This is a genomic window from Nonomuraea sp. NEAU-A123, assembly GCF_018603905.1.
Taxonomy (GTDB): Bacteria; Actinomycetota; Actinomycetes; order Streptosporangiales; family Streptosporangiaceae; genus Nonomuraea.
Genome location: NZ_JAHFZZ010000008.1, coordinates 93,683 through 107,760 on the forward strand (window position 1 = coordinate 93,683; position 14,078 = coordinate 107,760).

At 71.0% G+C, this 14,078-nt stretch carries 10 protein-coding genes; 7 read left to right on the forward strand and 3 right to left on the reverse strand.

The window, feature by feature from the left end:
- Positions 1–7 precede the first annotated feature (7 nt).
- Positions 8–868: an amidohydrolase gene (locus KLK06_RS25630; RefSeq protein ID WP_214638163.1), complete on the forward strand. Its 861-nt coding sequence runs from the start codon at positions 8–10 to the stop codon at positions 866–868.
- On the opposite strand, the gene KLK06_RS25635 is transcribed toward KLK06_RS25630, so the two are convergent.
- Complete coding sequence (locus tag KLK06_RS25635; protein ID WP_214638164.1) at positions 865–2,058, reverse strand: Ig-like domain-containing protein; 1,194 nt, start codon at positions 2,056–2,058, stop codon at positions 865–867. The genes KLK06_RS25630 and KLK06_RS25635 overlap by 4 nt on opposite strands.
- A gap of 138 nt (positions 2,059–2,196) precedes the next feature.
- On the opposite strand from KLK06_RS25635, the gene KLK06_RS25640 reads away from it, so the two are divergent.
- The 5 genes from KLK06_RS25640 (at position 2,197) to KLK06_RS25660 (ending at position 11,291) form a co-directional block, all read left to right on the forward strand.
- Positions 2,197–3,135, forward strand: a complete 939-nt coding sequence (locus tag KLK06_RS25640; RefSeq protein WP_214638165.1) for an ABC transporter ATP-binding protein — start codon at positions 2,197–2,199, stop codon at positions 3,133–3,135.
- Entirely contained in the window at positions 3,132–4,742 is a 1,611-nt protein-coding gene (locus KLK06_RS25645) for an ABC transporter permease (RefSeq protein WP_214638166.1), read from the forward strand. Before KLK06_RS25640 ends, KLK06_RS25645 begins: the two co-directional genes overlap by 4 nt.
- A 236-nt stretch (positions 4,743–4,978) precedes the next feature.
- Positions 4,979–6,763 (forward strand): 3-oxosteroid 1-dehydrogenase, encoded by a 1,785-nt coding sequence (gene kstD, locus KLK06_RS25650; protein ID WP_214638167.1) that lies wholly within the window; start codon positions 4,979–4,981, stop codon positions 6,761–6,763.
- 79 nt (positions 6,764–6,842) lie between these two features.
- Entirely contained in the window at positions 6,843–9,884 is a 3,042-nt protein-coding gene (locus tag KLK06_RS25655; RefSeq protein WP_214638168.1) for an NACHT domain-containing NTPase, read from the forward strand.
- A gap of 156 nt (positions 9,885–10,040) precedes the next feature.
- Positions 10,041–11,291 (forward strand): MFS transporter, encoded by a 1,251-nt coding sequence (locus KLK06_RS25660; RefSeq protein ID WP_214638169.1) that lies wholly within the window; start codon positions 10,041–10,043, stop codon positions 11,289–11,291.
- Positions 11,292–11,644: 353 nt separating this feature from the next.
- Here KLK06_RS25660 and KLK06_RS25665 read toward each other — a convergent pair whose 3' ends face one another.
- Together KLK06_RS25665 and KLK06_RS25670 are read right to left on the reverse strand one after the other, a co-directional pair.
- Positions 11,645–12,805 (reverse strand): hypothetical protein, encoded by a 1,161-nt coding sequence (locus KLK06_RS25665; RefSeq protein WP_214638170.1) that lies wholly within the window; start codon positions 12,803–12,805, stop codon positions 11,645–11,647.
- Complete coding sequence (locus KLK06_RS25670) at positions 12,798–13,307, reverse strand: SigE family RNA polymerase sigma factor (protein ID WP_214638171.1); 510 nt, start codon at positions 13,305–13,307, stop codon at positions 12,798–12,800. Before KLK06_RS25670 ends, KLK06_RS25665 begins: the two co-directional genes overlap by 8 nt.
- A 173-nt stretch (positions 13,308–13,480) precedes the next feature.
- On the opposite strand from KLK06_RS25670, the gene KLK06_RS25675 reads away from it, so the two are divergent.
- Positions 13,481–13,852 carry a hypothetical protein gene (locus KLK06_RS25675; protein ID WP_214638172.1) on the forward strand — a complete coding sequence of 124 codons (372 nt, stop codon included), beginning with the start codon at positions 13,481–13,483 and terminating at the stop codon, positions 13,850–13,852.
- Positions 13,853–14,078: the final 226 nt, after the last annotated feature.

A 14,078-nucleotide genomic window follows, 5' to 3' on the forward strand; every position in this document is an offset into this window, starting at 1 on the left:
AGCGACCATGGCCACGACCATCCCGCCACCGCACCCCAACCCCAAGCTGCCCGGCCTCCAACTCCCTCCGTCGAGCTGCGACGCCCACTGCCACATCTTCGGCCCCGGCGCGGTCTTCCCGTACGCGGAGAACCGCACGTTCACCCCGCCGGACGTCTCCAAGGACGACCTGCGACGCCGGCACGACTTCCTGGGGATCGAGCGAGCCGTCATCGTCCAGTCGGCGTGCCACGGCACCGACCACGCCGCGCTGCTCGACGCACTGGCGGACGGCGCCGGGCGCTATCGCGGGGTCGCCCTGGTGACGTCCGCGACGCCGGACGCCGAGATCGCCCGGCTGGACGCCGCGGGAGTGTGCGGCGGGCGCCTGAGCTTCCTACCCCACCTGGGCCCCAGCCCCTCCCCTGAGGGTGTCGAGGCGGTGATCAGGCTGATCCGCCCGTACGGCTGGCACCTCGGCCTGCACGTGGCCGGCCGCGGCATCATCGAACTGGCCGACCTCATCCGGACCGCGGAGCTCCCGGTGATCATCGATCACATGGCCCGGGTGGACGTGCACGACGAGGAGGCGGCGGAGACGCTGCTGCGGCTGCTCGACACCGGGCACGTCTGGGTGAAGCTCAGCGGCGCCGACCGGCTCTCCACGGCGGGGCCGCCGTACGAGGACGTGGCCCCCTTCGCCGGACGCCTGGCCGCGCACGCTCCGGAGCGGGTCCTGTGGGGGACCGACTTCCCGCACCCGAACGTCGGCGAGATGCCGGATGACGGCGTTCTGGTCGACTTCCTGGGCCGGATCGCCCCCACCGACGCCCTGCGCCGGCGCATCCTGGTCGACAACCCCACGGCCGTCTTCGGATTCAGGGGCTAACCGCCGTTGACGGATTTGCCCAGCGCGCTGCCGGCGAGCCAGTCGTCCCAGGACTTGGCCCACGGTGTGGGACCGTTGCCGAACTGCAGCTTCCTCGACGTGCCACTGACCTGGATGATGTCGCCCCGCTGGGTGAACTCGTAGAACCAGCGGGCGTTGGCCGGGCTGGCGTTGACGCATCCGTGGCTGACGTTGGAGTTGCCCTGCGCGCCGGTCGACCAGGGGGCGGCGTGGAAGAAGGTGCCGCTGTAGGTCATCCGGACGGCCCACTTGGTGGGGATGCGGTATTCACCCGGGTGGCCGGTGGTCGCGGAGTCCATGATGATGTCCGCGGCCTTCTCCTGGGCGATCATGGTGCCCGAATAACTGTCGTCGCCTGGCTTGCCGAGGCTGACCGGGATGGTCTTGACGACCTTGTCGCCGTCGGTCACCACCGCCTCGTGGGTGCGGGCGTTCACCTTGGTGACGTGCCGGGGGCCGACGGTGAAGCTCAGGCTGCGGTCCTTGGTGCCCCACACCCCCGCACCGGCCCGCACACCTGCCAGGTGCGCGACGACCTCGACCTTCTCCCCGGTCGGCCAGTACTCGCGTGGCCGGAACTGGACCTCGCGGTCGCTCACCCAGCTCCACGCGCCCTCGACCGGCTCGGACATCTTCACCACCAGGGCCCGCTCGATCGCGGCCCGGTCCTCCTTGGCGGCCACCGACCGCGACAGCAGGAGCTGGACGGGCATCCCGACGCCGACCTTGTCGCCGTTCAGCGGCGCCATGCCGCTCTCCAGCGCGCGTTTCGGCTTCAGCGTGCTGAACTTCGCCTGCGCTGTGACCTGCTTGCCGTCCGTGCCGGTCGCCTCGGCGCTGACCGTGTACGCCGTCGACGGGCGCAACGCCCACTGGGGGCGCCAGGTCCCGTCGGTTCCCACGGCACCGCGTACCGCGTTTCCCTTGGAGTCGGCGACGGCCAGTTTGGTGACCTTGCCGTCGGTGACCTTGACGCTGATCCCCGTGTCCGGAGCGACCTTCTTCGTCCCGTCGGCAGGGGTGATCGCCAGCTTCGCCACCGGGCCCTGCGACTGGGGGGCGGCGCCTGGGGTTCGCGCGCCGCCGCTGGAAGTGCATCCGGCGCTCAGGACCACCGCCAGGGCGAGGGTGCTCGCGAAGATCGTGGTGCCGGTCCGGCCGTTCCGCATCCCTGATGCCTCCCGTGCCTGACAAGTAGTCAAGTTTCACTCTAGTCAGCTTTACCAATGAGACGTACGGCTTTTGCCCTAATTAGAGGGGATCATGCGGCTGTCATCGCGGCTACACACAGGTGTAGTGTCCTTCACATGACAGTAACCAGCTATACGCATGGGCAGGATGGCGCCATCTCGGTGGCCGGCCTGGTCAAGGCGTTCGGCTCGACCCGGGCCCTGGACGGCCTCGACCTGGTGGTGCGCACCGGCGAGGTGCACGGCTTCCTCGGCCCGAACGGCGCCGGCAAGAGCACCACGCTCCGCATCCTGCTCGGCCTGATGCGCGCCGACGCGGGCACCGCCCGGCTGCTCGGCGGCGACCCGTGGTCCGACGCCACCGCCCTGCACCGCCGCCTGGCCTACGTGCCCGGCGACGTCACCCTCTGGCCCAACCTGACCGGCGGTGAGGTGATCGACCTGCTCGGCCGGCTACGCGGCGGGCTCGACCAGCGCCGCCGCGCCGACCTGCTGGACCGCTTCGACCTCGACCCCCGCAAGAAGGGCCGCGCCTACTCCAAGGGCAACCGGCAGAAGGTCGCCCTGGTCGCCGCCCTCGCCTCCGACGTCGAGCTGCTCATCCTGGACGAGCCGACCTCCGGCCTGGACCCGCTGATGGAGGAGGTGTTCCGCCAGGCCGTCCGCGACGAACAGCGGCGCGGCGACCGTACGGTGCTGCTGTCGAGCCACATCCTGGCCGAGGTCGAAGCCCTGTGCGACCGCCTCACCATCATCCGCGACGGCCGCACGGTCGAGACCGGCACCCTCGCCGACCTGCGCCATCTCACCCGCACCACTATCCGGGCCGAGCTCGCCCATTCCCCGAACGGCCTGGCCGACCTGCCCGGCGTGCACAACCTGCGTACCGGCGACGGCAGTGTCCGCTTCGACGTCGACGGCGCCGCACTCGACGCGGCGCTGCGCCACCTCACCCAGGCGGGGGTCCGCAGCCTGGTCAGCCAGCCGCCCACGCTGGAGGAGCTGTTCCTGCGTCACTACGAGCGCGACGAGACGGACCGGCAGGTGGCCCGATGACCGAGCTCGCGGGCACCGGGCGGCTGATCCGCCTCGCGCTGCGGCGCGATCGCGTGCTCCTGCCGTTGTGGATCCTCTTCCCCTGCGTGGTCCCGCTGGCGTTCATCTCCGCGTTCACCAGCGGCTTCCCCACGGCAGCGGCCCGCCAGGAGTACGCCGAGACCAGCCTGCACAACGTCGCCTTCACCGTCGCGTACGGCCCGCTGAACGGATCGAGCCTCGGCCAGTTGGTCACCTGGCGCGCGGGATTCATCCCGGTGATGATCGCGCTGTTCAGCCTGCTCACGGTCATCCGGCACACCCGTACCGAGGAGGAGGCCGGCCGTCGTGAGCTGATCGGCGCCACCGCGGTCTCGCGCCACGCGGGACTGACCGCCGCCCTGATCCTGACCTGCGGGGCGAGCCTGGTGCTCGGCCTGGTGTCGGCTCTGTTGCTGGTCAACGCGGGCTTGGGCGCCGCCGGCTCGCTGGCCTACGGGGCAGGGCTCGCCACCACCGGCTGCGTCTTCGCCGCGACAGGCGCGGTGGTCGCCCAGCTCACCACCGGGGCCGGGAGCGCGCGCGGCATCGGGATCGCCGTCATCGGCACCGCGTTCCTGCTGCGCGGCATCGGGGTGGTCAGCGAGAAGTCCGGCGGCGGGCTGGGCTGGCTGTCCTGGCTGTCGCCGCTCGGCTGGGCGCATCAGTTCCGGCCGTTCAGCGGCGAACGCTGGTGGGTCCTCGCCCTCGCCGGCTGCGGGGTGGCCGCGCTCACCGCGCTGGCCGTCGCGCTGTCGGCGCGGCGAGACCTGGGCAACGGCCTGTTCCAGGCCCGCCCCGGCCCGGCAGGCGGCGCACCCGGGCTGCGCTCCCCCTTGGCGCTGGCCTGGCGGCTGCACCGTGGATCGCTGGCGAGCCGGATCGCCGGGTTCGCCGTGGTCGGGTTCGGGCTCGGCGGCATCGCCAAGAGCATCGGCGAGTTGATGGACAACAGCTCGCCGGCGGCGCGAGAGGTCCTGGCCCGGCTGGGCGGTCAGGGCACCGTCGTCGACCAGTACCTCCAGGGCATGATGACCATGTTCGGTGTGGCCGCCGCCGCGTACGCGATCCAGGCCGCCCTCCAACTGCGAGCCGAGGAGAACGGCGGACGCGCCGAGCCCCTCCTTGCCACGCCGGTCGACCGGCTGCGCTGGGCGGGCGGCCACTTCGTCTTCGCACTGCTCGGCCCGGCCGCCGGGCTGGCCGTCTTCGGGACGGCCATCGGCCTCGCCCACGGGCTGAACACCGGCGACGTCGGCCGCGAGCTACCCCGCGCCCTGGGCGCCGCCCTCGTACAGGTGCCCGCGGTGTGGGTGTTCGCCGGACTCGCCTTGGCGCTGTTCGGCCTGCTGCCCCGGCTGGCCGCCGGCGCGTTCGCCGTGCTGCTGGTGAGCCTGCTGTTCGGCTGGGTCGGCGGCGAGCTGAAGCTGAGCCAGTGGGTGATCGACCTGTCGGTCTTCGCCCACGTGCCGCTGCTTCCCGGCGGCGAATTGACCGTGCTGCCGCTGATCGTGCTCACCGCGATGGCGGCGGCCCTCACCCTGGCGGGCCTGCTCGGCCTGCGCCGCCGCGACCTACCTGTGGGCTGACCGATATGTCGACCAGCGGAGCGGGGTGGACCAACGATCCCGTCGGCACGGATGATCGCCACTCCCGCACATCTGTTGACAGGCGTTACCAACCAAGCGCATGCTTCATGCTGTGACGGGGGCCACACCCCCCAGCTCGTCCGTAGCCGTCGCACCCGGCGCGAGGTGCCACCGCGGTTGTTCCTCCGACCACTGCGCTGCCCGCAGCGCACGCACGGTGAAGGGATCGATCCACCATGGCCGATTCGACGCCCGCCACGGCCCCCGCAACAACCACAGACGGACCCAGCCGCCGCACCCTGCTGCGCGGCGCCGCCATCGCCGGCGGAGTCCTCATGACCGAAGCGGCGCTGGGCCGCGCACCCGCGTACGCCGACGTCGAATACGACGTGGTGATCGTCGGATCGGGCGCGGCCGGGATGACCGCCGCGCTCACCGCGGCCAAGCGCGGGTTGCAGACGGTGGTGATCGAGAAGGCGCCGACGTTCGGCGGGTCGGCGGCCCGGTCCGGCGCCGGGATCTGGATACCGAACAACGAGGTGATCCTGGCCGCCGGAGTCCCGGACACCCCGGCCAAGGCCGCCTCCTACCTCGCCCGCGTCGTCGGCGACACGGTGCCCGTAGCGCGGCAGCAGGCGTTCCTGGCGAACGGCCCGGCCATGATCTCGTTCGTGATGCGGAACAGCCCGCTGCGGTTCCGGTGGATGGAGGGCTACTCCGACTACTATCCCGACTTCCCCGGCGGGATGCCGAACGGCCGCTCCATCGAGCCCGACCAACTGGACGGGAACATCCTCGGCGCCGAACTCGCCCGGCTGAACCCCTCCTACATCCCCACTCCGGCCGGCCTGGTCGTCTTCAGCGCCGACTACAAGTGGCTGACCCTCAGCGCGGTCAACCCGAAGGGTCTGGAGGTGAGCGCCGCGTGCCTGGCCAGAGGCACCGCGGCCGCGCTCCGCGGCGAGAAGCCGCTCACCATGGGCCAGTCCCTGGCGGCCGGGCTCCGCGCCGGGCTGCTCGCGGCCGGCGTGCCGGTATGGCTGAACACCCCGCTCCTCGACCTACGCGTCGAAGGCGGCCGCGTCACCGGCGTGGTCGTGACGCGGAACGGCGTGGAGACACTGATCAAGGCCCGCCGCGGGGTCATCGTGGGTTCGGGCGGGTTCGAGCACAGCGCGGCGATGCGCGCGGAGTTCCAGCGGCAGCCCATCGGGACCGGCTGGACGGTCGGCGCCAAGGAGAACACCGGCGACGGCATCGAGGCGGGCGAACGGGCCGGGGCCGCGCTGGACCTGATGGACGACGCCTGGTGGGGACCGGCCATCCCGCTGCCCGACCAGCCGTACTTCTGCCTGGCCGAACGTACGCTGCCCGGCTGCATCCTGGTCAACGGGAACGGCGTGCGCTTCGTCAACGAGGGCGCGCCCTACAGCGACGTGGTCCACGTCATGTACGACCGCAACACCGCCGCGTCGCCGCACATCCCCGCCTGGCTGATCGTCGACCAGAACTACCGCAACCGCTACCTGTTCAAGGACGTCGCGCCGCTGCTGCCGCTGCCCGACTCCTGGTTCACCAGCGGCGCCGCCTTCAAGGCCGCGACGGTCGAACAGCTGGCGCAGAAGATCGGCGTCCCGGCGGCGGCGCTGCGTGCCACGGTCACCCGGTTCAACGGGTTCGCGCTGACCGGCAAGGACACCGACTTCCACCGTGGCGACAGTGTTTATGACCGCTATTACGCCGATCCCTTCGTCCAGCCCAACCCCTGCCTGGCGCCGCTGTGGCTGCCGCCCTTCTACGCGTTCAAGATCGTCCCGGGCGATCTGGGCACCAAGGGCGGGATGCGTACGGACGCGCGGGCGCGGGTGCTCCGGGTGGACGGCTCGGTCATCCCCGGCCTGTACGCGGCCGGCAACGCCAGCGGCGCCGTCATGGGACACAGCTACGCCGGCGCCGGCTCGACCATCGGCCCGGCCATGACCTTCGGCTACCTGGCGGCGAACGACATCGCCGACTCCTAGACGGTCACCGAGGGATAGAGTCTGATCACCTTCCGTCGAGGCTCGGACGGGGCGGCCGTCGCCGGTGAACGATGGGCGGATGATCGGCAAGCTCGTCAGGTGGTCCCTGGCGGCCATCGTCCCGCCTTCGGTGGCGATCGCCGGATGGGGACCTCAGATATGGGACAACCCGGTAGTCACCGGCATCCTCCTCGCCCTCTATGAGGGCCTGCTCGCGCTCGGGCTCTTCGCCGGGAAGATCCTCGGAGAGGTGGCAGGGCGCTGGCGGCAACGGATCGTCGACAGCGCCGACCGGGCGGTGGGGCGGCGCGTGTCCCGCTTCGACAAGCGCTACCGGGAGTCCCTGCTGGGCAGCCTCCGCTACATCGATCTCAAGGGGCTGCCCACCATCGGCTACTACACCCCCGAACTCGACGAGGTCTTCATCGACGTGAGCCTCGCCTACCGGGCGCCCCGCGAGGTACGCCAGGACGTGCTCGCCCAGTTGCCCGCCGAGGTGATCGACCGCCATTCGATCGGCGAGTTCCTCGACCGGCGGCGCCCCGTGGTGCTGGCGATCGTCGGCGTCCCCGGCAGCGGGAAGAGCACCCTGCTACGCCATACCGCCCAGCAGATCTGCCGGGCCGGGCGGGGGCGGCGCCGTAGCGTGCCGATCCTGCTCTACCTGCGCGACCACGCCGCCGAGATCATCGCGGCACCGCAGGTCACGCTGCCGCAGTTGGTACGGAACACAGTGGAGCCGGGCGTCAAGGAGCCGGCCGGCTGGTTCGAGGAGAAGCTGCGGGACGGCGAGTGCGTCGTCATGCTCGACGGCCTGGACGAGGTCGCCGGCCAGGAGGACCGCAGGGGCGTCGCCGACTGGGTAGAGGCCCAGATCAGGCGTTACCCCAAGAACGACTACGCGATCACCTCGCGGCCACGGGGCTACCTGTCGGCCCGGATCGACGGCGCGACGGTGCTCCAGGTGTGCAGCTTCACGGACGAGCAGATCGGCCGGTTCGTCCGGAGCTGGTACGCCGCCGTCGAGAAGCGCGGCGACGGCACGCCGGCCGCCGACGTGCGGCGGCTCGCCGAGGCCGCGGCCGACGACCTGCTCGACCGGCTGAACCGCACTCCCGAGCTGTACGAACTGACGATCAACCCGCTGCTGCTGACCATGATCGCCAACGTCCATCGCCATCCGGGCTCGCTGCCGGAGAGCCGGGAGCGCCTGTACAGCGAGATCTGCCAGGTGATGCTCTGGCGACGGCACAAGGCCAAGGACATCCCGCTCGAACTGAGCGGCGACAAGAAGGAGGTGCTGCTGCGCAGGGTCGCGCTGGCGATGATGCGACGCGGGGTGCGCGACCTGCCGGGCACCGCCGTACTGGCCGAGATCCGGCCGGCCCTGCGCCGCATGGCCACGAAACTGACCGCGGAGGACTTCCTGTGCGACGTCCGGTCGAACGGCCTGCTCATCGAGCGCGAGGGCGACGTCTACTCCTTCGCGCACCACACCTTCCAGGAGTACCTGGCCGCCGCGCACATCCGTGACAAGGGCCGGCCCGACGTCCTGGTCGGCGCCGTCGACGACGTGTGGTGGCGGGAGACCACTCTCCTGTACGCCGCCCGCTCCGACGCCGACCCGATCGTGGCGGCCTGCCTGTCCTCGGGCACCGTCACCGCGCTGTCGCTGGCCTTCGACTGCGCCGTGGAGGGCAGCGAGCTGGACCCCGCCCTGCGTGAGCGGCTCGACCGGCTCCTGGGCTCCGCGTTCACCCCCCAGGCCGACCCCGAGCGCCGCCGGCTCATGGCCGGCGTGCTGGTCGCCCGCCATCTCCGCCACCTGACCAGGACCGGCGACGGCGGACGCGTCTGCGGACGCCCGATCACCGCGGGCATCTACTGGCTGTACGTACGCGACACGCGGGCTCCGGAGCCGGACGGCCCGGCCAGGGTCGAGCCCCTCGTGCACGGGCAGTGCGGCGACGACCCGATCACCGGCGTCCGCGCGCGAGACGCGGCGGCCTTCGTCCACTGGGTCAACGGCGTCACCGGCAACGAGCCCGGCTACCGGCTGCCGACCCTCGGCCAGATCGAGAATCCCGCGGTTCAGCGCGCGCTCAACCCAGGGCCGCCGTTGCTGAGCGCCTGGAGCGAGCCCGGCGATTACCGCTGTCCCGTGCTGTGGACGCCTCCCGGCGCCGGGGACCCCTACGCGATCGACGCCGCCACGCTGATCCGGCACGTCAACGACGACGTCCGCCGCTCCATGCGCACCTTCGTCCGCCTGCTCCTGCTGCGCGCCATCGTCAGCGCCCGCGTGCTGCGCCGCGGCCTCGACCTCGTCCCCGTCTTCGATCCGGCGCTCGACCACGTTCGCGACCACGCCTTCGACCTGAGCCGGACCGTCGATCACGTACGCGGGCTCGGCGACGCCTTCGGAATCGCCCATCCGGCCGGCCTCGATCAGATGGAGGCCGACCTCCGCGAGCTAAGCCGATGCCTCGACCACGAGCGTGAGCGCGCCCACGGCCTCGCGGACGCCCTGGCCGCGTCCTTCTCCCACGCCCGGACCGCGCACTCCTCCGATGCCCTTGACCCGATGCTCGAACCCGAACTCGGCCTCGACCACGCCCCCGGCCTCGATCACGCCTTCGACCGGTCTCTCGACCGGGTCATGGGACGCGCGCTGTCGCACGCTCTGGCCCGGGTCCTGCGCCTGAACCCGGCGCCCGCCGACTGGCCCGCCGAATTCTCCCGGGCGTTCATCGAGCAGGCCGGCCTGCCGGCAGGCCCGTACGTCGTGCCGCCGGACACACTGAGAGACAGACTGCGCACGGCGGACAAGGCGCTCAGGAGCCTCCTCGGCCCGCTCAACGAGGGCCCATGGGCGCACCGGATCGCCGACGGGCTGCGCAAGACGGCGGCGCCGGTGTTCGGCCGCCGCGAGCGGCTCACCTCCGGACCCGCGACGACCATGCGGCTGGCGGCGCTCTGCCTGGCCGCCGAGGCCGGCACCCGCGGCGCGAACGAGCTCGCCGTGGCCTTCCGCGAGCTCGCCGCCGGAATCACCCTCCTCGAACGGCGCTCCCATGGAGAACTGCCACCCACGGAAACCATCATTCTTGCCACCGTCTGAATTTATAACGATAAATCAGATAATGTCGCTTTTTCGCATCGACCTATTGTGCCGGTAATCACGTCACAGATTGAAATTCACTCCCAGAAGGACCATGTGACGCGGGATACTGGCACAATGCGCGATTCCACCGTGCCTGCCGGCTATTTTCGCCCGATGCCGAGGCCCGCACTCATCGCGGCCACCATCGGCCACGCACTGGAATGGTTCGACTGGAACGCGTACGCGATCTTCTCCGTATTCTTCGCCGGCCAGTTCTTCCCCGCCGACGATCCCGCCCTCGCCCGGATCAAGGCCATGATGATCTTCGGGATCGGCTTCTTCTTCCGCCCGCTCGGCGGCATCCTGCTCGGCAGCTACACCGACCGGTTCGGCCGGCGCGGCGGCCTGACGCTGTCCGTGCTCCTGGTGTCGGGCGGCAGCCTGATCGTGGCGGTGTGCCCGACCTACGCGGAGATCGGGCTGCTGGCGCCGGCGTTGCTGCTGCTGGCCAGGATCGTGCAAGGGCTGTCCACGGGCGGGGAGATGGCGGCCGCCGCCACCTACCTCGCCGAGGTCTCCCCACCCGGCCGCCGCGGGTTCTATTCCAGCTTCGCCTACGTCACCGGCACGCTCGGCCCCTTGACCGCCACGCTGCTGGCGGAATTACTCTTCACCGTCCTGGACGAATCCGGCCTGACCGCATGGGGCTGGCGTGTGCCGTTCGCGGTCGGCGCCCTGCTCGGGATCTACGGCCTGTACCGGCGGCAGACCTTGCCCGAGACCGACTCCTTCCTGGCCGGACGGGACCTCCGCGTGCGCCGCCCCACCTGGGAGGTGCTCCGCAGGCATCCGGTCAGCGGATTCCGTGTGATCGGCTTCACCATCGGCGCGACGGTCGTCTACTACACGTTCCTGGTCTATCTGCCGAGTTATGCCCAGGACAACTTTGGGATGCCGGCGAAGTCCGCGCTGTGGGCGTCGGTGATCGCGCAGTCTGCCATGATCGCTGTGCTGCCGCTGTTGGGCGCCCTGTCCGACCGGATCGGGCGCAAGCCGTTGCTGTGCGCCTTCGCCGCGGGCTACGCGGTGCTCATCGTCCCGCTGTTCACGCTGCTGAACTCGACGCCCGAGTCACTGGTGCTCGTGATGACCGCTGGGCTGCTGCTGTTCGGCTGCTATGCCGCCGTCGCGCCGACCGCCATGGCGGAGCTGTTTCCCACGCAGGTGCGCTCGGTCGGCCTGGGGATGCCTTATTCGCTGACCGTGGCGGTGTTCGGCGGCACGTCACCGTACCTGGTCGAGCGGCTGACCGACAGCGGGCATGCCCAGTGGTTCCCCTGGTATCTCGCGGTGCTGTGCCTGATCAGCCTGGTCGTGTTCCTGACCGCCCGCGAGACGAAAGGCATCGACCTTGACCAGTGCTAGCCGCGCGGGCAGGGTCGCCAGTGCCACCGCGTACGCCAGGCCGTACCAGAGCGAGTCGAGCCCGGCCGGCACGGCGGCGAGGCTGAGCGCCGCGACCAGGCCGAGCAGCGTGGCGGCGACGGCCGGGCGCCGGGCGGCCACCGCCACGACCGCGGCGCCGCCCAGGACGCCCACGGCGGCGAGAAGGTCGAGCAGCAGCCACGCGTCCAGCAGCCCGGCCCGTGCGATCGCGTGCAGCAGCGGCCCCGGCACCGATCCGGTCCAAATCCAGGTGAGCCCGTCGTCCATCAGGTTGACGGCTGTGGGGAACGCCACCAGCACGCTCACCACCCAGGTGCGCCGGTGGCGGCTGATCACCTGACCCGGGCCAGGCGGTAGGAGGCGCCGTCGTTCCACAGGAGCCAGTCGCCCGCCGCGTACGCCACGCCCTGGAACTCGAACGACTGGCCGCTGCGCGGGTCGTAGACCAGGGACCGCCAGCCGCCGGGTATCTTGCCCGCGGTGTACACGATGAGCCGGTCACCCGCCGTGAGGCGCCCGCTCAGGTGGGGGTAGGTGTTCAGAGATCTTCCATCCGCCAGTTGCACGCGCCCGCTCCAGTCCATCTCCTCCGCCGGAGGTACGCGCGGGCCCTCGGTGACCCGCCAGTCGGCGCGGTCCGCCGTCCTGAGGACGCCGTCCACGACCCAGGCGAACGTGTCGCGGTTGGCCGCGCCCAGCCAGAGCTGCCACCGGTCCGCACCGGTCCGGACGTTCACCCCCTCGGGCAGCGGGCGCTCGGCGACCAGGGCCCCCGACTCGACGTCCACCTGGCGCAGGCCGTCGGCCTTGAAGGGGTCGACCACGAACAGGTCGGGATAGGAGAACGCGACCGCCTCTCCGGAGGCGCCGGGCACCGCGGCCCCCTTGGCGCAGCCCTTGGCCGTCCACGGCCGCAACGTGGTGTCGCTGCCGACGATCGTCCCTCCGCTGACCCACAGCGGAGTCCCGACCATGTTCTCCATGACCGTTGTGGTGCCGTTCTGGTCCCGGCAATAGAGGGGGGCGACGAAATTGGTCCCCGGCCATACGCGGACTCCCGGTCCGATGGCCGGCGCCGCGCCCGAGACCGCGTTCAGCGGGCGCAGCGGGCCGGCGCCTTCCGGTCCCGTCTCCCACAGGCCCTTCCCCGCCCTGCCCAGCACGGACCCGTCCTCGCCCACCGCCTCGGGAAAGAAGTCGCCGCCGTCCGACGTCTCCCCCGCGAAAGCGACCGAACCAGGGATGTCGACCAGGTCGCCGAACCCGTTGACGGAGTTGGCGACCGTCGTGCCCTGTCCGCCGACCTGCCGCCACGCCACCGGTACGGCCACCGCCAGCGCGACCGCGCAGGCCGCCGCGGCCAACGCCAGCGCCCGGCGTCGCCTCCGCCTGACCGCGACGCCCCGGTGGACGCGGTCGGCGAGATCCCCCGGCGGAACCGTCCTGCCGGGGTCGCCCAGCACGTCACGGAGCCGCGACTCCACGTCATCCATGATCGACCTCCTGGTTGTCGAGAGTGGTGCGCAGCCTGGCGAGCGCCCGTGACGCCTGGCTCTTGACGGTGCCCGCGCTGCAGCCCAGCAGCCGGGCGATCTCCTTCTCGCTGCGCTCCTCGACGTAACCCAGCACGAGGACCGCGCGCATACGCGGGGGCAGTTCGGCGAGCCGCGCCCTGAGGCTCGCGTCGGCGAGCAGGCCTTCCAGCCCGCGGTCCTCCACGGCGGGCTCGGGCGGCTCGGCCACGGTGACCTCTCGCCGGGGACGCCGCCAGCGGTTGGTCATGATGCGCAGCATCGCCGTGCGGACGTACCCCTCCGGGTCGTCCTTGCGGATGACCCGGCGCCAGTGCACCCCCGTCCTGGTCAACGCCTCCTGCACCAGGTCCTCGGCGTCGTGCCGGTCGCCGGTCAGGACCATGGCGTAGCGGTAGAGCGCCGCCAGCCGCGCGGCCACGAATGATTCGAACGACCTCTCGCCGTCCTGCGGATCCTCCACCCCTACAAGGACACATGAGGAGGGCAGAAGGTTGCGTCTGCCCACGAGTTTCTCAATTCACCATGAAGCTTAAATGCGGCGCAATATTAAAAAGACGTCCTTCCGGCCAATCGGTTTTCCAGAAGCTGATAAATTCCGTGCCATCGCTTCGGACCAGGAAATAGGAGAGAACAATGAAGCTCACTCGCCGCACCATTACCGCCGCCCTTTCCTCGCTGGCCGCGGCCGGCGGCCTGCTGGCCTTCGGCGCTCCCGCCGAGGCCGCGTCCCAGTGCACTTCGACGGGCGCGGGTTATTTGTGCGTCAATGTGGACCCGCGCGGATACGACGCCTCCTACCAGAAGACCTCCGGCGACACGGCGCACGTGGACTTCAATCTCGTCTGCGCCAACGGGCGCTGGTTCGGCGACGAGGGCTCGTTCTACATCTCGGCCGGCGAGACCCGGACCTACACCTTCGCGGTCGGCTCCCAGGGCAGCTGCTTCCTGAAGCTGATCGACATGCGGACCGGAGCGACCTGGCAGACGCCCAGCATCAGCCGGTGATCCGCCGCCCCGGTTGACAGCCTCGCCTACCAACGTAGATCGTTTCCAGTGAAGATCCCCGAGACTCTGGAAGCGCGATGAGGTTGATCAACGGCGGCGGTGCTCTCGTGGCGGTGGCGGGCGCCTCATGGGCCCGCCACCGCCGCCTGCCGGAGCGGTGCTCTCCGGTGGGCGGTGGCAGCCGCCCCGGGCACCCACCGTGACGTCACGACCGCGGGCGATCGGG